The 22,810-nt window shown below is 38.7% G+C and carries 24 protein-coding genes and 2 tRNA genes; 13 read left to right on the top strand and 13 right to left on the bottom strand.

Translation table 11 applies throughout. The features are described from left to right. Positions 1 to 140: 140 nt before the first annotated feature. The 5 genes from AB2B49_RS02925 to AB2B49_RS02945 all read right to left on the bottom strand — a co-directional run bounded on the left by AB2B49_RS02925 (position 141) and on the right by AB2B49_RS02945 (position 2,063). Positions 141 to 344, bottom strand: coding sequence for a CsbD family protein (locus AB2B49_RS02925; RefSeq protein WP_000102421.1), 204 nt, complete (start codon positions 342 to 344; stop codon positions 141 to 143). 41 nt (positions 345 to 385) lie between these two features. Then, positions 386 to 970 carry an Asp23/Gls24 family envelope stress response protein gene (locus tag AB2B49_RS02930; protein WP_000072932.1) on the bottom strand — a complete coding sequence of 195 codons (585 nt, stop codon included), beginning with the start codon at positions 968 to 970 and terminating at the stop codon, positions 386 to 388. Positions 971 to 981: 11 nt separating this feature from the next. Next, a complete protein-coding gene (locus tag AB2B49_RS02935) occupies positions 982 to 1,152 on the bottom strand; it encodes a DUF2273 domain-containing protein (RefSeq protein ID WP_045616759.1) in 171 nt (56 codons plus the stop codon). A gap of 11 nt (positions 1,153 to 1,163) precedes the next feature. Then, complete coding sequence (gene amaP, locus AB2B49_RS02940; protein ID WP_000045613.1) at positions 1,164 to 1,727, bottom strand: alkaline shock response membrane anchor protein AmaP; 564 nt, start codon at positions 1,725 to 1,727, stop codon at positions 1,164 to 1,166. Between the two features lie 99 nt (positions 1,728 to 1,826). Beyond that, positions 1,827 to 2,063: a GlsB/YeaQ/YmgE family stress response membrane protein gene (locus AB2B49_RS02945; RefSeq protein WP_049500538.1), complete on the bottom strand. Its 237-nt coding sequence runs from the start codon at positions 2,061 to 2,063 to the stop codon at positions 1,827 to 1,829. Positions 2,064 to 2,373: 310 nt separating this feature from the next. Between AB2B49_RS02945 and AB2B49_RS02950 the strand changes: the two genes are divergently transcribed. Then, positions 2,374 to 3,852 carry a M protein trans-acting positive regulator PRD domain-containing protein gene (locus tag AB2B49_RS02950; RefSeq protein WP_320691904.1) on the top strand — a complete coding sequence of 493 codons (1,479 nt, stop codon included), beginning with the start codon at positions 2,374 to 2,376 and terminating at the stop codon, positions 3,850 to 3,852. A gap of 348 nt (positions 3,853 to 4,200) precedes the next feature. Here the strand turns inward: AB2B49_RS02950 and AB2B49_RS02955 are convergent, their stop codons facing one another. Both AB2B49_RS02955 and AB2B49_RS02960 read right to left on the bottom strand, forming a co-directional pair. Continuing rightward, positions 4,201 to 5,205, bottom strand: coding sequence for an NADP-dependent oxidoreductase (locus AB2B49_RS02955; protein ID WP_024056548.1), 1,005 nt, complete (start codon positions 5,203 to 5,205; stop codon positions 4,201 to 4,203). A gap of 90 nt (positions 5,206 to 5,295) precedes the next feature. Beyond that, on the bottom strand, positions 5,296 to 5,727 hold the full coding sequence (locus tag AB2B49_RS02960; RefSeq protein ID WP_000379854.1) for an Rrf2 family transcriptional regulator: 432 nt from the start codon (positions 5,725 to 5,727) through the stop codon (positions 5,296 to 5,298). A gap of 802 nt (positions 5,728 to 6,529) precedes the next feature. On the opposite strand from AB2B49_RS02960, the gene AB2B49_RS02965 reads away from it, so the two are divergent. Both AB2B49_RS02965 and AB2B49_RS02970 read left to right on the top strand, forming a co-directional pair. Next, complete coding sequence (locus AB2B49_RS02965; RefSeq protein WP_320691905.1) at positions 6,530 to 7,819, top strand: DUF308 domain-containing protein; 1,290 nt, start codon at positions 6,530 to 6,532, stop codon at positions 7,817 to 7,819. Between the two features lie 9 nt (positions 7,820 to 7,828). After that, positions 7,829 to 8,917 (top strand): AI-2E family transporter, encoded by a 1,089-nt coding sequence (locus tag AB2B49_RS02970; RefSeq protein WP_320691906.1) that lies wholly within the window; start codon positions 7,829 to 7,831, stop codon positions 8,915 to 8,917. A 140-nt stretch (positions 8,918 to 9,057) separates the two neighbouring features. Here the strand turns inward: AB2B49_RS02970 and AB2B49_RS02975 are convergent. The 4 genes from AB2B49_RS02975 to AB2B49_RS02990 form a co-directional block, all read right to left on the bottom strand. Further along, positions 9,058 to 9,130: transfer RNA gene (locus tag AB2B49_RS02975), tRNA-Lys, on the bottom strand. Positions 9,131 to 9,192: 62 nt separating this feature from the next. After that, entirely contained in the window at positions 9,193 to 9,708 is a 516-nt protein-coding gene (locus AB2B49_RS02980; RefSeq protein WP_000672739.1) for a DUF308 domain-containing protein, read from the bottom strand. Positions 9,709 to 10,054: 346 nt separating this feature from the next. Further along, positions 10,055 to 10,127, bottom strand: a tRNA-Lys gene (locus AB2B49_RS02985). Between the two features lie 264 nt (positions 10,128 to 10,391). Further along, on the bottom strand, positions 10,392 to 11,663 hold the full coding sequence (locus AB2B49_RS02990; protein ID WP_320691950.1) for a replication-associated recombination protein A: 1,272 nt from the start codon (positions 11,661 to 11,663) through the stop codon (positions 10,392 to 10,394). 115 nt (positions 11,664 to 11,778) lie between these two features. On the opposite strand from AB2B49_RS02990, the gene AB2B49_RS02995 reads away from it, so the two are divergent. The 10 genes from AB2B49_RS02995 (at position 11,779) to AB2B49_RS03040 (ending at position 22,088) form a co-directional block, all read left to right on the top strand. Next, positions 11,779 to 12,249 carry a DUF3013 family protein gene (locus AB2B49_RS02995; RefSeq protein ID WP_049505623.1) on the top strand — a complete coding sequence of 157 codons (471 nt, stop codon included), beginning with the start codon at positions 11,779 to 11,781 and terminating at the stop codon, positions 12,247 to 12,249. Positions 12,250 to 12,267: 18 nt separating this feature from the next. Continuing rightward, positions 12,268 to 13,329: a site-2 protease family protein gene (locus AB2B49_RS03000; protein ID WP_320691907.1), complete on the top strand. Its 1,062-nt coding sequence runs from the start codon at positions 12,268 to 12,270 to the stop codon at positions 13,327 to 13,329. Position 13,330: 1 nt separating this feature from the next. Beyond that, positions 13,331 to 13,759 carry an NUDIX hydrolase gene (locus tag AB2B49_RS03005; RefSeq protein WP_320691908.1) on the top strand — a complete coding sequence of 143 codons (429 nt, stop codon included), beginning with the start codon at positions 13,331 to 13,333 and terminating at the stop codon, positions 13,757 to 13,759. Continuing rightward, on the top strand, positions 13,756 to 14,124 hold the full coding sequence (locus tag AB2B49_RS03010; RefSeq protein WP_049505626.1) for a hypothetical protein: 369 nt from the start codon (positions 13,756 to 13,758) through the stop codon (positions 14,122 to 14,124). The genes AB2B49_RS03005 and AB2B49_RS03010 overlap by 4 nt, the downstream gene beginning before the upstream one ends. A gap of 61 nt (positions 14,125 to 14,185) precedes the next feature. Further along, positions 14,186 to 14,659, top strand: coding sequence for a GNAT family N-acetyltransferase (locus AB2B49_RS03015; RefSeq protein ID WP_049505627.1), 474 nt, complete (start codon positions 14,186 to 14,188; stop codon positions 14,657 to 14,659). Between the two features lie 137 nt (positions 14,660 to 14,796). After that, positions 14,797 to 15,747 carry a 50S ribosomal protein L11 methyltransferase gene (gene prmA / locus AB2B49_RS03020; protein WP_071851284.1) on the top strand — a complete coding sequence of 317 codons (951 nt, stop codon included), beginning with the start codon at positions 14,797 to 14,799 and terminating at the stop codon, positions 15,745 to 15,747. 1 nt (position 15,748) lies between these two features. Further along, positions 15,749 to 16,492 carry a 16S rRNA (uracil(1498)-N(3))-methyltransferase gene (locus AB2B49_RS03025; protein WP_320691909.1) on the top strand — a complete coding sequence of 248 codons (744 nt, stop codon included), beginning with the start codon at positions 15,749 to 15,751 and terminating at the stop codon, positions 16,490 to 16,492. Positions 16,493 to 16,502: 10 nt separating this feature from the next. Beyond that, positions 16,503 to 18,320, top strand: a complete 1,818-nt coding sequence (gene pepF / locus AB2B49_RS03030; protein ID WP_049505630.1) for an oligoendopeptidase F — start codon at positions 16,503 to 16,505, stop codon at positions 18,318 to 18,320. Between the two features lie 268 nt (positions 18,321 to 18,588). Continuing rightward, positions 18,589 to 21,201, top strand: a complete 2,613-nt coding sequence (locus tag AB2B49_RS09230) for a hypothetical protein (RefSeq protein WP_372043514.1) — start codon at positions 18,589 to 18,591, stop codon at positions 21,199 to 21,201. Between the two features lie 218 nt (positions 21,202 to 21,419). Further along, entirely contained in the window at positions 21,420 to 22,088 is a 669-nt protein-coding gene (locus AB2B49_RS03040) for an MIP/aquaporin family protein (protein WP_049505631.1), read from the top strand. Between the two features lie 96 nt (positions 22,089 to 22,184). Here the strand turns inward: AB2B49_RS03040 and trxA are convergent, their stop codons facing one another. Beyond that, on the bottom strand, positions 22,185 to 22,499 hold the full coding sequence (gene trxA / locus AB2B49_RS03045) for a thioredoxin (protein ID WP_001029580.1): 315 nt from the start codon (positions 22,497 to 22,499) through the stop codon (positions 22,185 to 22,187). Positions 22,500 to 22,514: 15 nt separating this feature from the next. Next, positions 22,515 to 22,736 (bottom strand): DUF4649 family protein, encoded by a 222-nt coding sequence (locus AB2B49_RS03050; protein ID WP_049505632.1) that lies wholly within the window; start codon positions 22,734 to 22,736, stop codon positions 22,515 to 22,517. Positions 22,737 to 22,810 lie beyond the last annotated feature (74 nt).

Raw genomic sequence — 22,810 nt, forward strand, 5'->3', positions numbered from 1 at the left:
TAGTTACCAAGGCTTTTTCCTGTTGACAATACCTTTTAACGAAAAATGGGAGCGTGTTTAGAATTCGATCTACAAAAAAAGAGGACATTTATGGTCCTCTTTTTGACTACTATAATGAAAAGGTCAATTAACGTTTAGCCTTATTTTTCGTCTTTGTGAAGCATGTTTTTAACACCTTCAATAGCGCCTTCGACAGCGTCTTTTGCATCTTCAGCAACTTCTTTTACTTTAGAAACAACTTTTTCAGCTGTTCCTTCTTTTTCCATTTTTTCATCGCCGATCATTTTGCCGACACCTTCTTTAATGGAACCTTTTGCTTGGTTTAATTTTTCTTCTGTTGACATGATTCTGCCTCCTTTAAATTGATTGATTTTGATTAGATGAATTAGTGTACGCGAGCATTTTCTTTTGTTTCGCCTTTAACGGCTTCAACACCTTCGCCTACTTTTTCTTGAACAGCAGCAACACCTGAACCGATACCAGATTTCACTTTTTCAAATTGTTCTGAAGCAAATTCTCCTGTTGAAGAAGCCACGTCAGTTACTCGGTCTTGGAGGCTAACTGAATCTGCTTCATGCTGTTCCTTCGTTTTGATATCAACAACATTCACATTGACTTCAACTACTTCTAGATCAGTCATTTTTGTAACTTGTGATACGACAACATCTTTGATTTCTTTGTACAAAGCAGGGACATTCTTTTGGTACTCAACAACAATGTTCAAGTCAACTGCAACTTGCTCTTTCCCAACTTCAACATTGACACCATGAGTGACATTATCTGTATTGATAATTTTTTCTGTTAGATTAGAGAAGAATCCTCCATCCACATCCAAAAGTCCAGGTACTTTTTCAAGTGAAAGACCAATGATTTTTTGGATTACTTTGTCTTCATAAGTGAGTTCCCCTTTAACATCTTGAGAAACAACAGCAACATCTTTTTTTTCTACATTTTTATCTACGTTTGACATACGAGACTCCTTTATTTATTTAAATATTTTTCCTTAACATAGTATCCAGCAAATGCTCCTAAACCTCCACAGATTAACACAAATAGTGTTTTGAAAAAGCCAAAGGATAAGATAAAGCAAGCGAGAATGACACCTACTAGACCTGCAATGATTGGATACTGATATTTTTTAAACCATTCCATTTTTTACTTCCTTACTTTACACGACTAACAGTCTTTTTGGTCGTTTTTGGAGGTTCAAATTCTTTCACTTTAACTTCAAGTTTTACCTCACGTTCAATACCAAAGAACTGCTTTAATCCATGAGTTATTTCATTCTGAATGACAAGACATCGTTTTGAGATGTTGTCCGAAGGAAGAATTTTGCCCTCAACATAAACGAAACATTTATTTTTGCGGCTATTTACATGGACTGTTGGTTCTTTGATCAACTGATGATCAATGACCAAACATCGAACAAAGCCTTCGATAGCTGAATTTTTTAGTTTTAATGTATCTTCTTGAGTCTCTAATTGAATCTCTAAATACTGTTTAGGATAGAAGAGTATTACTAACATTGAAATTAACACTAAAACAGATAGGACAAGTGTCCCCCAAAAGACATATCTAGCAATCAGAAATTCAGCGTAGAGTTCTCTCCAACTGAATAAGTGGATATCTAAATCACTGACCTGATGATAATCTATGAGAATAGGAAGGAAAATAGCCAAGATTAAAATACAGAAAATAAGTAACAATATTTTCTTTGATTTTGACATATTAAATCCTTTCAATTGAAAAGCTTTAAACCATAATTTTACCCATCTACAGTATTCAAAATTATGGCTTATCACTTTTAATTTCTTATTAGGTAATGCTTATTTTTTACCAAATAGAAATGAAACGACTGCAACAACAATCACAGCACCAACGATTGACGGAATAATAGCCATTCCAGCCAATGAAGGTCCCCAGCTTCCTAGAAGTGATTGCCCTACAGACGAACCGACAAGACCTGCAATGATATTCGCAATCAATCCCATTGAACCACCTTTTTTAGTGATTGCACCTGCGATGAGACCAATAAGACCTCCAACAATAATGGACCACAACATAGTGTATCCTCCTTTTCTATTTCTAAATCAAAGAATCATTTTCAGAAAATAATTTTCTTTGATATCATTTATTATATAACATTTAAATATGGAAAGGTAATAATTTGTCTTGAATTACGTATTATAAAAATACACCTTAGGTACAAATAAATAAGAAAATCTTGGTGCTACTGAGTTTCTAAGTGATTAGACTAGTCTTTTGATGACAAGCAAAAGTCGTTTTAAGAGGATAAATCCACTCTATATGGTATAATTGCATGAAGATTGAAAGACAATCCTTTAGTTTATTACAAAGAGAGAAAAGCTGTTCATGAGAGATTTATTATCGAAAAAAAGTCACAGACAATTAGAATTATTAGAATTACTATTTGAAAACAAACGCTGGTTTCATATTTCAGAACTAGCAGAATTATTGCACTGTGCAGAACGTTCTGTAAAAGATGACTTATCCCATGTCAGATCTTCTTTTCCTGACTTGCTGTTTCATTCCTCGACAAATGGTATACGTATCATAAATACTGACGATAGTGATATTGAAATGATCTATCATCATTTTTTTAAGCATTCAACTCATTTTTCGATTTTAGAATTTATCTTCTTTAATGAAGGGTGTGATACGGATAGTATTTGCAAAGAGTTTTACATTAGTTCTTCCTCTCTTTACCGTATCATCAGTCATATTAATAAAATTATTAAGAAACAATATCGTTTTGAAATCAGCCTTAATCCAGTTCGAATCATAGGAAATGAGATTGATATCCGTTACTTTTTTGCTCAGTATTTTTCAGAGAAATATTATTTCCTTGAATGGCCTTTTGAAGATTTTTCAGTAGAACCTTTGTGTAAGCTGTTGGCACTGGTCTATAAAGAAACAGCATTTCCTGTCAATTTCGCAACTCAAAGGATGTTAAAGTTGCTCCTCGTTACGAATTTATATCGAATAAAGTTTAGTCATTTCTTGGAAGTTGAGAAAAATTCTTTTAACAATGAATTGTTAGAATCTTTCATGCAGGCAGAAGGAATCGAAGACATTGTAGCGAGCTTTGATTCTGAGTATCACATCTCTCTGAATAAAGAAGTGATAGGTCAACTGTTTGTATCCTATTTTCAAAAAATGTTTTTCATAGATGAAGAAGTATTTCTGAGCTATGCCAAAACAGACAGTTATGTAAAAAAATCATATCGATTATTGGGAGAGTTAGTTGATCAGGTATCAAGAGAGTATAATCTTCAAATAGACAATAAGGACAATCTTATCTGGCATCTACATAATACGGCACATCTGCATCGTCAGGAATTATCTACAGAGTTTATCCTGTTTGATCAAAAAGGCAATACAATCAAGAACTTTCAAAATATTTTTCCTCGATTTGTTTCAGAGGTGAAGGAAGGAATTGAACATTATCTAGAGGGTTTGGATATGGATTGCAATTCGATGAAAGTCAATCATTTATCCTATACTTTTATCACCCATAGCAAACACTTAGTTCTAAATCTTTTACAAAATCAACCTAAATTAAAGGTTTTAGTCATGAGCAATTTTGATCAGTATCATGCAAAATCAGTAGCGGAAACACTTTCTTATTATTGCAGCAACAATTTTGAACTGGAAGTTTGGAGTGAATTAGAGTTATCACTTGAGTCCCTAAAAGATTCACCTTACGATATCATTATTTCTAATTTTATTATTCCTCCTATTGAAAATAAGAGACTAATCTATTCCAATAATGTCAATACAGTCGCTCTCATCTCTTTGCTTAACGCAATGATGTTTATTCGATTAGATTAGTGAGTGAAAGAAGACTCCATCCATCTCTAGGGTAGATTTCCTTTAGATAGGTGGAGTCTTTTTGAATATTAAAAAAGCTTCATATAATTTATCATCAGAATTGAAAAATACTCATTAAATAGAATCATATGAAACAGTTCATTTTTATCATTAGCAGAGTTACTAGTTCCATTCATTTGTATGCTAGTCAATGACGAAGAGGTCCTCATTACTTGTAACCTCGATGACATAGTATGCTAGGCATGACAAACCTTGCTAAAGTTTGGTTAGCCCTTTTTCGGAACACTTATTCATTGCCAAGTGACGAATTGATTTTTTGTAGTAAGATATGACATTGTGTTTTCCTTTTTATTTCTTAAAGCTGAGGACTGTTTTTCCACGTGAGCGACCATTAGCGACCTTGTCTAATGCGCTATTTACCTCTTCAAATGGATAAACTGTATCGATAGAGGGTTTGATTTCTAATTTACTAAAGAGGTCAGCTACCTCTTGTAATTGAGCGCCATTGCTTTCTACAAAGATAAAATGATAGTGGACGCCATATTTTTCCGCCATCTTATCAAATTTGCGACCTGCTAAGCCAAGAATCATCTGTTTCCATTTTGGTAGATTCATGCGTTTGGCAAAGGCACCGTTTGGCATGGCACGAAGGGAAACAAGATGACCACCTTTTTTCATGATAGACATTTGTTTTTCAGTTTCAGCCCCACCAAGTGTATCGAGGACATAATCAACCTGGCTAACAGTTTTTGTATAATCCTCTGTTTTGTAATCGATAAATCTATCTGCTCCTAGTTTCAGAACACGCTCAGCACTATCTCCAGCTCCATTGGTGATGACCTTCAAACCTTTGGCCTTGGCAATTGGAATGGCCATTCCACCGACACCACCAGTCCCACCAGAAATAAAGATCGTTTTCCCAGCTTGAGCGCCCATGAGTTCAAGAGCCTGTATAATGGTCAAGGCAGTAAGAGGAACAGAAGCAGCCTCCTCGTCTGATAGATAGTCTGGAACCTTGGCTAAGGCTTGGCTATCGACAGCTACGTATTCTGCAAAGGCGCCGATATGATCAAGTGGCAGACGGCCAAAGACACGGTCTCCTATCTGAAAGTTGTCAACTTGCTTGCCAATGCTTTCAACGATCCCACCGACCTCGTTACCTGCAGTTTGAGGAAGTTTGTAAGGAACAATCATCTTGACCTCACCACGAGAGATCATGTTATCGAGAGGATTAACACCGGCTGCGGTGACTTTCACCAATACTTGTTTGTCTGTAATACTTGGTTTAGCGATTTCTGTGATGTTCAGTGTGATATTGTTTTTGTTATAAGTAGTGTGTTGTGCGGCTTTCATGTGATTTCTCTTTTCTTTTTCTATATGATTTTATACCTGTATCTGATACAAGTATATGTTATTTCCAGTAAAAACTGACTTGTTATCAAATCAGTTTCGGACTTGTTTAGCTTGTTTATATAGATTGTCAATGACATCTTCTAAAGTTTGATTTGCTAATTCCTTCTCTAATTGAGATTCGGCACTAGCGAAAAGCGGTGAAACTGCTCCTTGGATATGTTTTCCAACAGGGCAATCAGGATTGCTATTTTGATGAACAGGGAATAAACTAATGTGATTGATTTCTTGAGTAGCATAGTAGATCTCTAGTAAAGTCATTTTCTTTGGAGACTTACTGAGTTGATAACCTGTTTTTCCTTGCTGGGAATGAATCAAATCTGCATTTTTCAATAAGGCAATCACTTTTCGAATGTAACTAGCGTTAGTCCCAACACTAATAGCTAGTGCTTGAGAACTTAAGGTTTCCTTGCTTTCACTAATCATTGTTAAGATATGCAAAGCAACTGAGAATTTTGTATCCATATGAATCCCTCTCTTAATAAACTTGTATCAGATACAAGAACAAGTATAACATAAATTAAAAGAAAAGCAAGTCTTTTGTTTTAAATTTTAAAAAATTTTGAGTGCAATCAGATTAGAGCTGTCTGGGAAGGGTGTTCATAAAATTATACCGTTGATATCCATTAGTTGACCAAAAGTAGAACAGATACACAAAAAAGCCTTGTAAATCAAGGCTTTTTTCTGTTGATTTAGATGCCCCCTACAGGGATTTGGAAAGGACTTTCATATTGAGAGCAATTAAAAATATTGAAATATAAGTGATTTTAGGTATTTTCAATGTCATGATTTAAAAATGGGACAAAAGTGGGGCAAAAACCATACAGATTCTAAACTGTATGGTTCTTTTTTTATCTAACCAAGAAAGGTTAAAACTTATTAAAACAAATGCAATCAACTGTTGAAAACTTTTTAGTCCGTGTAATATAAAAACAAGTAAAAAGTTGAACTATAGGGAATATTGTGTCATAATAGGTAATAGATGAATAATTAATAGATTGGAAATAATGCTTTCTTACCTTAACAAGTTGAATTGGTTATACATTTTTTCGTCGCAATTGTGTCTATCTCTCGAGTTTAGCTAGTTTTTATAAGCTCTGGTTTCTAATCAATATAACAAATTTTAGAAGTGCATAAGACAAGATGGTGACATTACTACAGTCATTTCTAGTCACCATATGTTGCTGGCACAGGCTGTTTGTAGTGTTGGCTATTTACTAGTCAGTTTAATCGGAGTGTTTAATTTTTATTGTTGAAAGGTTTTTATATGGCGAAAATTCTATCTTTAGGTCTGACAGGTAAGAAATTACTTGCTCAGGGGTTCTTGTTTGTTCTGCTAGGTCTCATCTTGATGGTCACGGGGACTTGGTTGCCAGTAACAGTTATTCGCCTGGTTCTGTTTTTAGCTTGGATAGCAACGGTCGTAGATTTGCTATTAAGAGTTTTCAAAAAAAGCCAGTCAACGGATACCTTGGGAGTTGCACTGGTTAAATTGTTAGTGCTGGGATATTTGCTAGGTTCTAATCTTGCGACGGATGTGCCGATTTATATTTTGGCTCTTGTGATTGGAGTTTATCAGATTTTTCATGCTAGTATTAACCTTGTCACCTATGTTCTCTACCGCAAAAACAAAATTCGACCTCGTTTTCGTCTCTTACTAGATGGACTCGTACTAGTTTTTCTTGGTGGGACTAGTCTTTTGTCCTCTACAGGAAATTCTGTCTTTCAACTCTTTGTATTAGGGGCTTATTTTTTCCTTTATGGTGTGTCCAATATCCGTGATGGTTTCTTGTTTGAGGAGGAAATTGGGAAAAACCATCTCAAACGTCGCATTAGAATTAGCTTACCTATTGTCCTAGCCGCTCTCATCCCTGCAAGTACTTTAGCAAAAATCAACAAATTCATGCAGGAAAATGCTGATGAGAGAGAGGATATCCATCTTGGAATGGTGAAGTCTGGTAAGACAGCGGAGCTTGAAATTTTTGTTCATACAGCTGAGACCTCTCTGTTTTCGGCAATTGGTCATGTGGATATCTGCTATCAAGGCCGTGTTATTTCTTATGGCAACTATGATCCGTCTTCTGAGACCTTATTTGGCATGGTAGGAGATGGTGTCTTATATTTCTGTGATCGTGACAAGTACATTGACCTATGTAAACGTGAGAGTCAAAAAACGCTTTTTGGTTATGGGATAGATTTGACGCCTGAAATGGAAAAAGCAGTTCAGAAAAAGTTGGCTGAATTGAAACAACTGACGATTCCATGGGAGCCAAGTGCAGATAAAATCATGACAGGTGATGGTAAGGAAGACTACACCTACGCTTATAAAATCAGACATGAGACAGATGGGGAACTTTATAAATTTATCAAATCTAAGTTTAAATCCTACTTTGTCTTATCTACAAACTGTGTGCTCTTGGCTGATACCATAGTCGGTCAGGCTGGCACCGATATCCTCTCACCCAAAGGATTTATCGCACCAGGAACTTACCAAGCTTACCTTGACCGAGAGTTTGAAAAACCAAATAGTATAGTCGTATCTAAACATGTTTATTAAGGAGAATTTATGAATTTAGTAAAAAAATACACCCCATTAATACTTTTTATAGGGCTGGTTACTCTTGTAATTCTGAATGCATCAAGCTTTATATCAGGGGCAGTATCTCTCTTTGAAGTAACTTCTACCTTGATTTATGGTGCTGTCATTGCTTTTGTGCTCAATGTTCCCATGAAAAAAATTGAAGAATTCCTAGTTAAAATGAAGGTAAAGGCAGGGTTGCGCCGTCCGATTGCTATGGTGCTTGTTTTCCTATCTCTTATCTTAATCGTGATCTGTCTTTTGGTTTTGGTGCTTCCAACCCTTGCTCAGACTATTAGTCAGCTGGGAGCAGTCCTTTCAACAGTCCTGACTCAACTTGGGAAATTGCTAGACAGCTCGGAATTTGTAACCAAAGACATGCTGTCAACTATCGTATCAGGAATTCAGGGACAGTCTAGCTCTATTAGTCAAGCTTTGATAACCTTCTTATCCGGTCTGACTAGTAATATAGGAAATATTTTTTCAAGTATAATGAATGCCTTTCTGATTATAGTATTTACCTTTTTATTTTTATCCAGTAAGGAACATCTGGCAGCGATGACGAGTCGACTTCTAAAAGTTTTTCTTCCAGAGAAGGTGGTGATAAAGTTGACTTACATTGGACAAGTAGCACTAGAGACTTATGACCAATTTTTGATGAGTCAGCTGATTGAAGCAGTTATCATAGGAGTTATGATAGCGGTTGGTTACAGCGTGTTTGGGATACCCTATGGAGTAATGACAGGTATCTTTGCAGGAGTGCTATCGTTCATTCCTTATGTAGGGCCTATGATTGCTTGTGTTGTGGGAGCGATTTTTATCTTCACAGTGAGTCCTACTCAAGCCTTACTTTCTCTTCTTCTATATCAAGTTATACAGCTGATTGAAGGAAACCTTATTTATCCTAGAGTTGTAGGTCAGTCTATTGGTTTGCCAGCCCTTTTCACGCTTGCGGCTGCTAGTATCGGAGGGAATCTTTTCGGACTACTTGGAATGATATTCTTTACCCCCGTATTTGCTGTTATCTATCGACTGGTTAAAGAATTTGTCGTTGCAAAGGAAAATCAGGTAGATTAAGAAAAACTAAATTTAATAAGATATACTGAGAAGAGAGTGAGAGATTCTCTTCTCTTTTATTTTTAAATACTTTTCTACAAAAAGCTATTAGACGTTAAAAAAAGCCTTGGTTTCAAGGCTTATTTCTGTTGATTTAGATGTGCCCCCTGCAGGGCTCGAACCTGCGCCCCATAGCTTAAGAGTCTACTGCTCTACCAACTGAGCTAAGGAGGCAACAGAAAAAGCTGAGAATGTAACTTCCCAGCTATTTTAATATGCCCAAAATGGCAGCTAGATTATTTACGAAAGGCATCAAGGATATAGGTGAAACCAACAATTAAAAATGCAAAGGCAACGACATAAACGACAAAGACACTTGTAGCTACTGGATTGAACAAAATCACTAGACCTAGTAAAAATGCAAGCAACGCTATCCACATGATATGGTTGCCAATAATAGGGAAAATCAATCCCAGACGATTGCCTTTAAAGAAAGCTATAATGGCTTCTACAATTAACCAAATTCCTAAAATAGTTGGAATGACAACTGGCAGCGTCACAAAGCCATAGGCAACGAGGTAAAGAGCTAAGAGAAGATTAACAATCCCTTGGAAAAGATGAGCTGGTGAGCGAAGCTCTTTTGGTACAGAGAAATAGCCTAAAATAGCTGCTATAGAAGAAACCAGTAAACCAAATGCAATCCACCAGCTGTAAGCAACAAGATTAGCTACTGGGTTTGTAAATAGGAAAAGTCCTAAAAGGACAAAAACAACTCCTGCAAGGAATAGCAGTAAACGATTAGAAAATTTCATTTCAATACCCCCTATATAGTATAGTTTGATAATAAAAATATTATACACCTTTTTAGAGGAAATGTCAATAAACAAAATGGAAAATTTGGAAGTTTCAGTCTGATTTATGAAAAGAAAATCAGTTTTTATCATTTTGAAAATAAAAAGAGAAGATAAAATTTGTCTTCTCTACATGAAAATATTGTATGGCATCAAAGCAAAAGTAACTGGCTTTACACTATTTGTTAAGATGTAATTTGGTTCAAAAAGAAAAGATAGATTTAAAAGTGGGGCAAATGATGAGGCAAATCAGTTATAGACAAGCAAAAAAAGCCTTGATTTACAAGGCTTTTTCCTGTTGTTTAGATGCCCCCTGCAGGACTCGAACCTGCGACCCATAGATTAAGAGTCTACTGCTCTACCAACTGAGCTAAGAAGGCAAATAAAAAGCTGTATTGGTGCCGAAACTTCACGGTTTGTATTGAACCCGCACAATTAAGCAGGTGGGCAACTCGCTCTAACTGAAGCTGTTTCCGTGTGAGACGGCCTACATGCTGTTAGAAGACTTTTGTTTCCCTAATAATACAAAAAATAGTCGGTCAACACTTAAGTGTGAAGTCGTACACCACAGCGTTTCTATATTTATATGATACCACTTTTTTTAAAAAATTCAAGAGGAAAATTTATTTTTTTTGAAAAGGATTTCACAAGTTTCTTAATTTATCAATGGTTTCCTTACGTTGGGCTAAGGCCCGTTCGTACTTGCCAGTTTCCTCTGGTGAAAAGTAGCTATGATTGCGAATCTTTTCTGGCAAGTAGTCTTGTTTGACCCAGTGTCCAGGATAGTTGTGTGGATAGAGATAATCTTGGGCGTTCCCCAATTCCTTGCTACCACTGTAGTGACCATCACGCAGGTGTCGGGGAATAGGCAAATGACCTGATGATTTGAGGTCGGCAAGAGCTTTATCCATAGCCACATAGGCTGAGTTGGACTTGGGTGAAAGGGCCAAGTCAATCACGACATTGGCAATGAGGATGCGAGCTTCTGGGAAACCAATCCTTTGTGCAGCATCTAGAGCAGTTACAGTATGGATCTGCGCTTCAGGATTGGCCAAGCCGATATCTTCATAAGCAATCACAGTCAAGCGACGAGCGAGGCTAGGAAGATCCCCAGCTTCAATCAAGCGGGCTGCGTAGTGGAGACTGGCATCCACATCCGAGCCGCGAATGGATTTTTGCAGGGCTGAAAGGACATCATAGTGACCGTCCCCATCCTTGTCCATAGTAATATAGCTTCGCTGGAGGCTATTTTCCATAATATCAAGCGTGATATGGCGGATACCATTGTCATTCTCAGGGGTAGAGAGAACAGCCAAATCTAGTGAATTAAAGGCAGAACGGAGGTCTCCATTGGTAGAGGTTGCGATAAAATCCAGCGCATCCCCATCTAGCTCAACTGGGAAGTCAAAACCACGCTCAGGATTAGTGAGAGCGATCTGAATCGCTTCTTTAACATCTTGATTGGCCAAGGGTTCTAACTCAAAAATCTGAACACGGCTACGAATGGCTGGAGTGACAGAAAAGAAGGGATTTTCAGTTGTGGCCCCAATCATGATAACCAGACCACTTTCCAAGAGTGGCAGAAGAAAGTCTTGCTTGGTCTTATCGAGACGATGAATCTCGTCCAGTAATAGGACTAATCCTCCTGAGAATTTAGCTTCTTCAGCGATTTCTTGGAGACGTTTTTTACTATCAACAGTGGCATTGAAGGTCCGAAAGGCATACTTGGTGGTTCCAGCGATGGCTGAGGCAATACTGGTCTTACCAATACCTGGAGGTCCGTAGAGAATCATGGAGGACAGACGATTGGCTTCCACCATGCGACGGATAATTTTTCCTGGTCCGACCAGATGCTCCTGACCGATGACCTGGTCGATAGTTTTTGGGCGCATGTGAAGCGCGAGATTGTCTGGCATAGCAGTCCTTTCTAACATGGATTTTCTGATGTATATGTGGTAAGATGGTAGTATCTATTTTAGCATATTTCCGAGTAATCGGGGCGATTTAAGAGTCGCATAGAAAGAGGACAAAATGGCAACATACGGATTTTTAGATGTTTTAGAGGAAGAATTGGACAAGAACTTTCCCTTTGACTTTGAGATTAGCTGGGACAAGCGCAATCATGCAGTTGAAGTGAGTTTTTTATTGGAAGCACAAAATGCTGCGGGAGTAGAGATGCTAGACGAGGACGGAGAGGTCTCATCAGACGACATTCTCTTTGAAGAAGCAGTCCTTTTCTACAATCCTGCCAAGTCAACAGTCAATGAGGAAGACTATTTGACAGTTATCCCTTACCTACCTAAAAAAGGTTTTTCTCGTGAGTTTCTAGCTTATTTTGCGCTATTCCTCAAAGACACTGCAGAGGTTGGGCTGGATGCGCTTATGGACTTTTTGGAAGACCCAGAAGCAGAAGAGTTCGTCATGGAATGGAACCAAGAAGTCTTTGAAGAAGGAAAAGTCGGCTTGGAAGAAGGAGAATTTTATCCTTATCCGAGGTATTAGAAACTAGTGAGGAAGTATATGAAGAAAATAGGTTTGTATCTTATTTCTGGTCTGTCCTTTGTTTTTTTGATGCTAGGATTTGCTTTTGGAACAATTGCCTTTAAAGAGTTAGATTTTTCGTTTGTCTTTGTTCCAGGCTACCTATTTACTTTTTTCAGCATCTATCTGATATTTATCCTTCATGAGCTGGGGCATGCAGTCTGCGGTTACCTGACAGGCTATCGACTGGTGGCTTTTGGATTAGGGAATTTTCTTCTGACCAAAAAGTCAGGTGAGTTTTCTCTTAGTCGAACAGCTGTTCTCAAAAATGTTGGTGCTCAGTATATTGGATTGAAAGAAGATGAAAGTGATCAAAGAATCATCCTGATGCTTGCAGGCGGCTTGGTAGTTCATCTTGGTTTGATTTTATTGGCGATATTGTATGGATTTTTGACAAGAAACTGGTATTTTGCGGCTACTTGGATTTGTCTAAATCTATCTTTTCTTCTCATCAATGCTAAGCCAGTTGGGATTACCGATGGAGCAAAAATTTTGGAATTGCTACAACACCCTGAAAATACCCAATACGCCTACTTGGTGTTGAGGCATTCTGCCCAGACCTTGCTAGCTCCTCAAGAATATGATTTGAAAGACTTTATCATGCCTGTTGATGAGAATGCGAGAGGGAGTTTTGCAGAAAGTGTTCAGACTCTCCAGGGCTTGGTATTCATATTGGATGATAATATAGAACTTGCTAAGCGACAGTTTCAGTCTTTGCTAGAGAAAACAGATAATCCAATGTCTAAAACGATTTCTCAATTATACCTTCTTCACATTGCCTTGCTAGAAGGAGATCATGAAAAAGCGGAGGAGTATGCAAGTAATCGAGGAGTTAAATCCTTTTTGTCTCTAAAAATGGCAGACATGCAGATCATTCAAGCCTGGTATCAATTTAAGGCAAGGAAAGACATGGCTCAAACTCGCAAGGCTATGAAGATTGCTAGACAGAAAATGAATACTAGTCGCATGTTGCGAGATGAGAAAGGCTACTATGCAAACTGGTTAGAGGAGCTGGAGAAGGCATTAGCTGAAGGAGTTTGATATGGAAATAGAAATTTCTGATTTTACAGGTTGCAAAATTGCCCTCTTTTGTGGTGATAAGCTCTTAACTATCTTACGTGATGACAAATTAAACATTCCATACCCTAATACCTGGGAATTGCCAGGTGGCGGACGAGAGGGTGATGAAAGTCCTTTTGAGTGCGTGGCGCGTGAAGTTTATGAAGAACTAGGCATTCATCTGACTGAGGATTGTCTGCTTTGGAGTAAGGTGTACCCAAGTATGCTTTTTGAGGGGAAGGAGTCAGTCTTTCTAGTTGGAAAGTTGGCTCAGGAACAGTTTGACAAGATTGTCTTTGGTGACGAAGGACAGGGCTATAAACTGATGAGCATTGATGAGTTTCTTGGCTCAGATAAGGTCGTACCTCAGTTGCAGGATAGGATGAAGGATTATATGGAGGAAATAAAATGATTTTTGCAATTGCAACAACGACGTTAAATAAGGAAGTTAAACGCAAACTAAAAACTGGACAATATTCTAGAGAAGAAGCTGCATTTATTTATATGGAGTATTTAAAGTTAAAGAAGCAGAGAGTAAGAGGTACAAAAGTAGCTGGGATTGCTATGGCTGTTAATTGGGGATTAATGCTTGTTTTACCCTTACTGAGTGGTAGAGGTCTCGTACTGCCTCTTTCAGTATATTTTTTACTTTTGATACTGTTAGTAGGAATTCTTCTATTTGTTTATTATCTTATGTTTGGTATTTTTAAACAGCAGATTCATAGCGCGATGAAAGAACACTATACAGATGTGATTGAAGAATTTAAAGGTCAGTAAAACAGCGTGTGGAAGAGTATAGAAGTACTAGTTGAGAGAGTGTGTATTTGGGGGTAGTAGTATGATTCAGATTGTCCGAGCAGGAGCAGAGGATTTAGAAACCGTAATTGCCATTCAAAGAGCTAGCTTTAAGGCTGTCTATGAGAAATATCAAGATGAGTATGATCCCTATCTAGAGGATCGTGAACGAATCAAGTGGAAATTGGTTGAGCGTCCCAATAGCTATTACTACTTTTTGAAAGAAAAGGGCGAAAATATCGGATTTTTACGAGTTCAGACCAATGAGGGATTGACGGAGGCTTGGTTAGGAACTGCAGCGATTTTGCCCCAGTATCAAGGAAAAGGTTATGGTTCTGAGGGATTGAGATTACTGGAAAAGGAATTTCCAACGATTAAACAGTGGGATTTGTGTACGGTATTACAGGATGCGGGCATGGTCGCTTTTTATGAAAAAAATGGCTACCGTCAAACCCATATCGAGCCTGAAAAAGAAGGTATGGATATGGTTTACATGAAAAAATTGATTGACAAATAGAAAGGATGGTTCGGTTACATTTCTAAACTGAACCCGCCCTAAACACTGTGCCAAAAAGATAAACTTCTCATAGACACAAGCGTCTTCAGAGAGTTTCCTATTTTGGCCTTGTGTTTTACGGGCTTGGTATCTTAATGATGGAAACATGGCAAGAGTTAAAAGTTACAGTGAAGCGTGAGGGGGAGGAGCTGGTCTCCAATCTCTTGATTGAGCTGGGGGCGCAAGGTGTTGCGATCGAAGACAGTATGGACTATGTGGGGAATGTGGATCGCTTCGGTGAGATTTTCCCAGAGGTTGAGCAACAAGAAGAAATCGTGGTGACAGCCTACTATCCTGACACGGTTGATGTAGCAGTGGTTGAGGCAGATTTGCAGGCTCGCCTGGCAGAATTGACAGACTTTATGGATCTAGGAGAGGTCAAGATGGGCACGACTGACTTGGCTGAGGAAGACTGGGCAGACAACTGGAAGAAATATTATGAACCAGCTCGCATTACTCATGACTTGACCATTGTGCCGTCCTGGACGGACTATGAGGCGACTGCTGGAGAAAAGATTATCAAGTTGGATCCTGGTATGGCCTTTGGTACGGGTACTCATCCAACGACCAAGATGAGCCTTTTTGCCTTGGAGCAGGTTCTTCGTGGTGGCGAAACGGTGCTAGATGTGGGTACTGGATCAGGTGTCCTTTCTATTGCCAGCTCGCTGCTTGGTGCCAAGGAAATTTTCGCCTATGACCTGGATGATGTGGCGGTTCGGGTGGCTCAGGAAAATATCGAGCTCAACCCTGGCATGGAAAACATCCATGTTGCTGCTGGAGATTTGCTCAAGGGTGTGGAGATTGAAGCAGATGTCATTGTGGCCAATATCTTGGCGGATATTCTCATTCATCTGACAGACGATGCTTATCGTTTGGTCAAGGATGAAGGCTACCTCATCATGAGTGGCATTATCAAGGACAAGTGGGACATGGTGCGCGAGTCGGCTGAGTCAGCTGGATTTTTCCTTGAAACTCACATGATTCAAGGGGAATGGAATGCCTGTGTCTTTAAGAAAACCAAGGATATTTCTGGTGTGATTGGAGGCTAGCATGCAGCAGTATTTTGTCAAAGGCAGTGCAATCTCTCCTGTCACTATTGAGGACAAGGAAACCAGCAAGCATATGTTTCAGGTCATGCGCTTGAAAGAAGATGATGAGGTGACCTTAGTCTTTGATGATGGCGTCAAGCGCTTGGCGCGCGTGCTTGATGTGGAAGCACGTCAGTTTGAATTGGTTGAAGAATTAGTTGACAATGTGGAACTGCCAATCCAAGTGACCATCGCATCTGGATTTCCCAAGGGAGACAAGCTGGAGTTCATCACTCAAAAAGTGACGGAACTAGGAGCTAGCCAAATCTGGGCATTTCCTGCCGACTGGTCAGTTGCCAAATGGGACGGCAAGAAACTAGGCAAAAAGGTTGAAAAACTAGAAAAAATCGCCCTGGGAGCTGCCGAGCAAAGCAAGCGGAATCTGGTTCCAAGTATCAAACTTTTCGAGAAAAAAGCAGATTTTCTAACCCAGCTGGACCAGTTTGACTCTATCATAGTAGCCTATGAAGAATCAGCAAAAGAGGGAGAAGCCGCTGCGCTCTTACAAGCAGTCACTGGTCTTGAAAAAGGAGCCAAATTGCTCTTTATCTTTGGCCCAGAAGGCGGTCTGTCACCTGCAGAAATTGAAAGTTTTGAAGCTAAAGGAGCTGTTCTTGCAGGACTTGGCCCTCGCATTCTAAGAGCAGAAACAGCCCCGCTTTACGCCTTATCAGCCCTTAGTGTTTTAGTAGAATTAGAAAAATAAGAGGAAGAAAATGGAACAAAAACACCGTTCAGAATTTCCAGAGAAGGAACTTTGGGATTTAACCGCCCTATACCAAGATCGTGAGGATTTCTTGCGTGCAATCGAGAAAACGCGCGAAGACATCAACCAATTTAGCCGTGACTACAAGAGCAATCTTCACACTTTTGAGGATTTCGAGAAGGCCTTTGCAGAATTGGAACAAATTTATATTCAGATGAGCCATATTGGCAATTATGCCTTTATGCCTCAGACGACAGACTATAGCAATGAAGAATTTGCCAATATTGCCCAGGCTGGGATGGACTTTGAGACAGATGCCAGCGTAGCCTTGACCTTCTTTGACGACGCCTTGGTGGCTGCAGACGAGGAAGACTTGGACCGTTTGGGTGAATTGCCTCACTTGACGGCAGCCATTCGTCAGGCCAAAATCAAAAAAGCCCACTATCTAGGGGCTGATGTGGAAAAGGCATTGACAAATCTGGGTGAAGTCTTCTACAGCCCACAGGACATTTACACTAAGATGCGAGCTGGGGACTTTGAAATGGCTGACTTTGAAGCCCATGGCAAGACCTACAAAAATAGCTTTGTTACCTATGAAAATTTCTACCAAAACCACGAGGACGCTGAGGTTCGTGAGAAATCTTTCCGTTCTTTTTCAGAGGGACTCCGTAAGCACCAAAATACGGCTGCGGCAGCCTATTTAGCCCAAGTCAAGTCTGAGAAATTGTTGGCAGATATGAAGGGCTATGACTCAGTTTTTGACTATCTTCTGGCTGAGCAAGAAGTTGACCGTGCCATGTTTGACCGCCAGATTGACCTCATCATGCAAGAATTTGCGCCAGTTGCTCAGAGGTACCTCAAGCATGTTGCCAAGGTCAATGGTCTTGAAAAGATGACCTTTGCAGACTGGAAATTGGATTTGGACAGCGCTCTTAATCCTGAAGTGACTATTGATGACGCCTATGATTTGGTCATGAAGTCAGTAGAACCTTTGGGGCAAGAATATTGTCAGGAAGTTGCTCGCTATCAAGAAGAGCGCTGGGTGGACTTCGCTGCCAATAGTGGCAAGGATTCTGGCGGGTATGCGGCGGACCCATATCGCGTGCACCCTTATGTCCTCATGAGCTGGACTGGTCGTTTGAGCGATGTCTATACCTTGATTCATGAAATTGGGCATTCTGGTCAATTCATCTTTTCTGACAATCACCAAAGTTACTTCAATGCCCACATGTCAACCTACTATGTCGAAGCGCCATCAACCTTCAATGAATTGCTTCTCAGTGACTACTTGGAGCACCAATCGGACGACCCACGTCAAAAACGATTTGCCCTTGCCCACCGCTTAACAGATACCTACTTCCATAATTTCATCACCCACCTCTTGGAAGCAGCCTTCCAGCGTAAGGTTTATACATTGATTGAAGAAGGGGAAACCTTTGGAGCAAGCAAGCTCAACAGCATTATGAAGGAAGTTTTGACAGATTTCTGGGGAGATGCTATTGAGATTGATGACGATGCAGCCTTGACTTGGATGCGCCAAGCTCACTACTACATGGGCTTGTATAGCTACACCTACTCTGCTGGCCTTGTCATCTCAACAGCTGGTTACCTTCATCTGAAACATTCAGAAACCGGAGCTGAAGATTGGATCAATCTCCTTAAATCAGGTGGTAGTAAGACACCGCTTGAGTCAGCCATGATTATCGGAGCGGATATCTCAACAGACAAACCACTCCGTGATACCATCCAATTCTTGTCAGACACAGTTGACCAGATTATCGCCTACAGTGCTGAGTTGGGGAATAAAATCATAAAAGTGCAACAATAGAATTATATTGTTGAGATTTTAGAATGATATTTATTTTTGGTGGTGATTAAAAAAAATTGAAGCAGGAATAGTATTGGTATTCTCTGTACTTTTATTTATACTATATAATAAGATCGTCCTAAAAATAGCTGAAGTCTGTACTCCTAAATACTCTCCTGAGAAGGAGTTATGTAGAGAGTACAGATGAAGAGTTACTCGTTTTATTTTGAAATATAAGTAAATATGTTAAAATTAATAATGTAAACGTTTTTAAAGAAAGGTTAATTTTATGAAAAAGGAACAAGTGCTGATTGGTTTGGGAGTTGCAACTGCAATAGTAACTACTTTTAATGGTCATGTCCAAGCAGATGAGGTTACAAATAAACAATCGAATAAAACTACTGTCAGTCAATCAGAGACCAAAAAGGATGTTGAAGTTTCAGAATCAGACGTTAAAAAGGCAGAAGTCAAACTAAATCAAGCAATTGAGGAAGAAAAGAATGCTCAGAAGATTGTTGATAAAACGCAACAAGAGTATGCATCTGCTGTAACAAATAAGAACAAAGCAGATGACGCTTTGAAACAAGCTCAAGAATTTGCTAAACAAGCTACACCTGAGAAAATTAAAAATGCAGAAAAGGATCTTGCCGCAAAACAAGTAACTGTCAAGAAAGCCGAAGAAAATTTGGCTGGAGTAAAACAAGGTGAGAAACAAGCTCAGACAAGTGTCGAGAACCAACAAACAGTTGTTAATAAGGCAAAAACTCAGGTTGATCAAAGAGCAGCAGACGTAAAAAAGGCACAAGACAAAGTAAGGGTAGCAGAGAAAGCTTTTGATTGGAATACATTACGTGAGGTGCAACAAACTGCTGAGAAATTAGATGCGAAGGTGAAAGCTGACCAAGCTAAAGTGAGTTCTTTAACTAGTGAGTTCTCAAAAGCACAACAAGAAAGAAAAGCACTTGTAGAAAGAGGAAATAAGAACCGTTCTACTCTTGAAAAGAATTTAAAATCAGCTGGGAATGAGTTTTTAACAGTTACGGTCCCTCACGAGATTCAATCAAATTCTGTTAGCGAGAGTGATTCCAAGACTCCGCCACTTGAGGAAAAAACTTTCGTAGGAAGAGATGGAAAGACCCTTTATGTTGCTGCGAACGAAGATGTGAATTTTAGCGGAGAAAGAACAGAAACTATCGTTGTCTCATCTAAAGATTATGTCAACGTTCCTCATGTGATTGATTATAAAAAGGTTTCTGAAGAAGTTCGTAAATACTTAATTGAATTGCGTAGAATCAATGGTATTGATATTCCAGTGCCAGCTGTGACTGACAAGGCTTTGAGATATGGAAAAGCAAGAGCAAATGAAATGGTGGCAAATAATAAATTGTCACATGATACAAAATTGAAAAATCAAGATTTTGGTTTTAAGGATGCGACTGAAAATGCAACAGCTGGTTCGGTTCCAGAAAAGAGTGTATTAAGTGAAAAAGAACTTGCTTATAAAGAGGTCTTATCTTACTTTAATGATTATAGTAATGCCTCGTTATATGGCTCATCAACTCCGAAAGAATCAAATACATTTAACTATGGTCATAGAATTCCATTGCTAGCAGCTTCTGGGACAGGGATGGCTGTCGGAGCATCCTCTAGCGAAAAAACAAGCTATGGAAATTATGGAGTATTAACATTTATTAGTGAAAATAAAGATGTTTATAGTACCCTACCTTCTGTGATTAGTCCATCTGAAAGAAGAAGTTATGTTTATAATGGTGAGACATATTATTATGATCCAAGCGATTCATATTCTCTAGCAAGAGCAGAAAATAAAGATAGTAATCCAGATTATAGCGAATTTTACTTTAATGGGAAACGAGTAAAATTCTTGCCTAAAATAACCTTCCGTTATGTTTGGAATGAAATCACACATCCTAAAAATCCAGCCTATACTAAAGCTAAAGAGGCTCTGGATAATTTTAACAGAAAACAAAGGAATGAAGAGACCATAGTAAATGGAAAAATATCGTCTTTCAACAATAATCTTACCATTGCTAAAACGACTTTAGATAAAGATAAAAAAGAACTAGACAAATCTAAAAAACGTCTTGTGGATTTGACAAAACAAAATGAAGCTAAGCTAAACGTTTTGAAATCAGCACAAGCAGAATTGAGTAAACAACAAACTTTGCTGAGTGCTGCTAAAACTGAGTTTTTGAAACAAGAGACTGAACTAAATCGATTGAAAGTAGTCAAAAACGATAAGATAAAATTCGTTAAGACTGCTGAACAATCACTTAAAAATGCTAAAAAAGAGTTGGATACAGAACATCAATATGTTACAAATCTCAAAAATGCTCCAAAAAAACTCGATGAAGCTAAAAAAAGTTTGATTATCGCTAAACAGAAGTTTGAGGAATCAAAAAAAGCACTTGAAAATGCAAATGCTAAATTAAAAAATGCAAAAGTTAAAAAGGAAACTGCTAAGAAAGAATACATCAAAGTATCTGAAGCCTATAAGTTAAAAGTAAGACTTGCTTCAAAAGGAAGTTGGATTCAATCATCTGGTCGTTGGTGGTATAGACATAACAATGGTTCCTATACATCTAATGGTTGGGAACTAATCGACAGTACATGGTATTATTTTGACAGTTCAGGATGGATGCAAACAGGCTGGGTAAAAACAGGCGGTTCATGGTATTATCTTAATTCTTCAGGTGGAATGCAAACAGGCTGGGTAAAAACAGGTGGATTATGGTATTACCTCAATTCTTCAGGAGCAATGCAAACAGGTTGGTTTAGTGTCTCAGGGAAATGGTACTATGCATATGGTTCAGGTGCCTTAGCAATCAGTACAACTACACCAGATGGATATCATGTCAATTATAATGGGGAATGGATTAAATAGAGAGTTCTATGCTATTTAAAAAGATTAATACAAACTCTCATTTTATTCAGTATAGTATAACCATCAAATATAGAGATTTACAACTAATTGCAATACATTAAAAATATACAAATTTTGAAAACAATATTGCAACATATATAAAATTTACAATCAATTTTCTTGAAACCCTTTCCTTCTTTTGATAGACTAATACATAGTTTGAAAAAAGGAGACTTATCATGAAAAAATTTGTTGCTGAATTAATCGGTACATTTATGCTTGTGTTCATCGGGACAGGAGCCGTTGTTTTTGGAAATGGTCTTAATGGCCTTGGACACCTTGGAATTGCTTTTGCCTTTGGTTTAGCAATTGTGGTTGCAGCTTTCTCAATCGGAACTGTTTCAGGTGCTCACTTGAACCCAGCTGTTTCAATTGCTATGTTTGTAAACAAACGTTTGTCATCTTCAGAACTTGTAAACTACATCCTTGGACAAGTAGTTGGAGCTTTCCTTGCGTCAGCTGCAGTATTCTTCCTCTTGTCTAACTCAGGCATGTCAACTGCTAGTCTTGGTGAAAATGCCTTGGCAAACGGTGTCACTGTCTTTGGTGGATTCTTGTTTGAAGTCATCGCAACTTTCTTGTTTGTCCTAGTTATCATGACCGTGACTTCAGAAAGCAAGGGAAATGGTGCGATTGCTGGTTTAGTAATCGGTTTGTCCTTGATGGCCATGATCCTTGTGGGATTGAACATTACTGGCCTTTCAGTAAACCCAGCTCGTAGCTTGGCTCCTGCTGTCTTGGTCGGTGGCACAGCCCTTCAACAAGTATGGATTTTCATACTTGCTCCAATTGTTGGTGGCGTTCTTGCAGCACTTGTTGCGAAAAATTTCCTTGGAACAGAAGAATAATTGAAACTCAAAAAGCCTTGCTCCTCAGTCTGAGGAACAGGGCTTTTTCTATGCAAACAAAAAAGCACTCCCATTTTGAATGGGAGTGTCTCGTGATTAGCTCAATTCAGCAATGATGGCCTTGATTTGTTCTGCAGTGTGAACTCCAGCAACTTGTTTCACCACTTGTCCGTCTTTTTTGAAGAGAAGGGTTGGGATAGACATGATTCCAAAGGCACGAGCTGTGTTTGGATTTTCATCTACGTCCATTTTAACGATTTTCAAGACATCTTCTGAAAGTTCTTCAGACAATTTATCCAAGATTGGACCTTGCATACGACATGGACCACACCAAGTTGCCCAGAAGTCTACCAAGACCAAACCGTCTTTTGTTTCTTGTTCAAATGTTGCATCTGTAATTGCTTTTGCCATTGTATTTCTCCTTTTTTAGTTATATTGGCTTAAATCTTGTTTCATGAGATAGAAGAAAACATCTCCATAAGTCCCATGGTAGTCCAAATCATGACCATTGTAGGTTAATTTTTGGACAGGGTAGTAGTCTGCGACGCCGATAAGGCAGGCGTGTTGAGAACGTTCAAAGTCTTGGTAAGACTCGAAAGTCATGCTTCTCTCTTGTTTGCTTGCGTCTAGATAAGTAATTTCGATCATATAAAACTCCTTTGTTCGATCTTGACTTTATTGTACTCCTTGAAAAGAGGAATGTCAAGAAAAATGATTGCGCA

The sequence above is a fragment of the Streptococcus jiangnanensis genome, assembly GCF_040888325.1.
GTDB classification, from domain to species: domain Bacteria; phylum Bacillota; class Bacilli; order Lactobacillales; family Streptococcaceae; genus Streptococcus; species Streptococcus jiangnanensis.

What these genes read in the sequence shown, in the direction of transcription:
- AB2B49_RS02995 (WP_049505623.1), top strand. Translation starts at nt 11,779, where the DNA reads ATGGCAACATACGGATTTTTAGATGTTTTAGAGGAAGAATTGGACAAG.
- AB2B49_RS02990 (WP_320691950.1), bottom strand. Translation starts at nt 11,663, where the DNA reads ATGCCAGACAATCTCGCGCTTCACATGCGCCCAAAAACTATCGACCAG.
- AB2B49_RS03015 (WP_049505627.1), top strand. Translation starts at nt 14,186, where the DNA reads ATGATTCAGATTGTCCGAGCAGGAGCAGAGGATTTAGAAACCGTAATT.
- prmA (WP_071851284.1), top strand. Translation starts at nt 14,797, where the DNA reads ATGGAAACATGGCAAGAGTTAAAAGTTACAGTGAAGCGTGAGGGGGAG.
- AB2B49_RS02950 (WP_320691904.1), top strand. Translation starts at nt 2,374, where the DNA reads ATGAGAGATTTATTATCGAAAAAAAGTCACAGACAATTAGAATTATTA.
- AB2B49_RS09230 (WP_372043514.1), top strand. Translation starts at nt 18,589, where the DNA reads ATGAAAAAGGAACAAGTGCTGATTGGTTTGGGAGTTGCAACTGCAATA.
- AB2B49_RS03010 (WP_049505626.1), top strand. Translation starts at nt 13,756, where the DNA reads ATGATTTTTGCAATTGCAACAACGACGTTAAATAAGGAAGTTAAACGC.
- AB2B49_RS02980 (WP_000672739.1), bottom strand. Translation starts at nt 9,708, where the DNA reads ATGAAATTTTCTAATCGTTTACTGCTATTCCTTGCAGGAGTTGTTTTT.
- AB2B49_RS02970 (WP_320691906.1), top strand. Translation starts at nt 7,829, where the DNA reads ATGAATTTAGTAAAAAAATACACCCCATTAATACTTTTTATAGGGCTG.
- AB2B49_RS02945 (WP_049500538.1), bottom strand. Translation starts at nt 2,063, where the DNA reads ATGTTGTGGTCCATTATTGTTGGAGGTCTTATTGGTCTCATCGCAGGT.
- amaP (WP_000045613.1), bottom strand. Translation starts at nt 1,727, where the DNA reads ATGTCAAAATCAAAGAAAATATTGTTACTTATTTTCTGTATTTTAATC.
- AB2B49_RS02930 (WP_000072932.1), bottom strand. Translation starts at nt 970, where the DNA reads ATGTCAAACGTAGATAAAAATGTAGAAAAAAAAGATGTTGCTGTTGTT.
- AB2B49_RS02960 (WP_000379854.1), bottom strand. Translation starts at nt 5,727, where the DNA reads ATGGATACAAAATTCTCAGTTGCTTTGCATATCTTAACAATGATTAGT.
- AB2B49_RS03005 (WP_320691908.1), top strand. Translation starts at nt 13,331, where the DNA reads ATGGAAATAGAAATTTCTGATTTTACAGGTTGCAAAATTGCCCTCTTT.
- AB2B49_RS03050 (WP_049505632.1), bottom strand. Translation starts at nt 22,736, where the DNA reads ATGATCGAAATTACTTATCTAGACGCAAGCAAACAAGAGAGAAGCATG.
- AB2B49_RS02935 (WP_045616759.1), bottom strand. Translation starts at nt 1,152, where the DNA reads ATGGAATGGTTTAAAAAATATCAGTATCCAATCATTGCAGGTCTAGTA.
- trxA (WP_001029580.1), bottom strand. Translation starts at nt 22,499, where the DNA reads ATGGCAAAAGCAATTACAGATGCAACATTTGAACAAGAAACAAAAGAC.
- AB2B49_RS02965 (WP_320691905.1), top strand. Translation starts at nt 6,530, where the DNA reads ATGGCGAAAATTCTATCTTTAGGTCTGACAGGTAAGAAATTACTTGCT.
- AB2B49_RS03025 (WP_320691909.1), top strand. Translation starts at nt 15,749, where the DNA reads ATGCAGCAGTATTTTGTCAAAGGCAGTGCAATCTCTCCTGTCACTATT.
- AB2B49_RS03000 (WP_320691907.1), top strand. Translation starts at nt 12,268, where the DNA reads ATGAAGAAAATAGGTTTGTATCTTATTTCTGGTCTGTCCTTTGTTTTT.
- AB2B49_RS02955 (WP_024056548.1), bottom strand. Translation starts at nt 5,205, where the DNA reads ATGAAAGCCGCACAACACACTACTTATAACAAAAACAATATCACACTG.
- pepF (WP_049505630.1), top strand. Translation starts at nt 16,503, where the DNA reads ATGGAACAAAAACACCGTTCAGAATTTCCAGAGAAGGAACTTTGGGAT.
- AB2B49_RS03040 (WP_049505631.1), top strand. Translation starts at nt 21,420, where the DNA reads ATGAAAAAATTTGTTGCTGAATTAATCGGTACATTTATGCTTGTGTTC.
- AB2B49_RS02925 (WP_000102421.1), bottom strand. Translation starts at nt 344, where the DNA reads ATGTCAACAGAAGAAAAATTAAACCAAGCAAAAGGTTCCATTAAAGAA.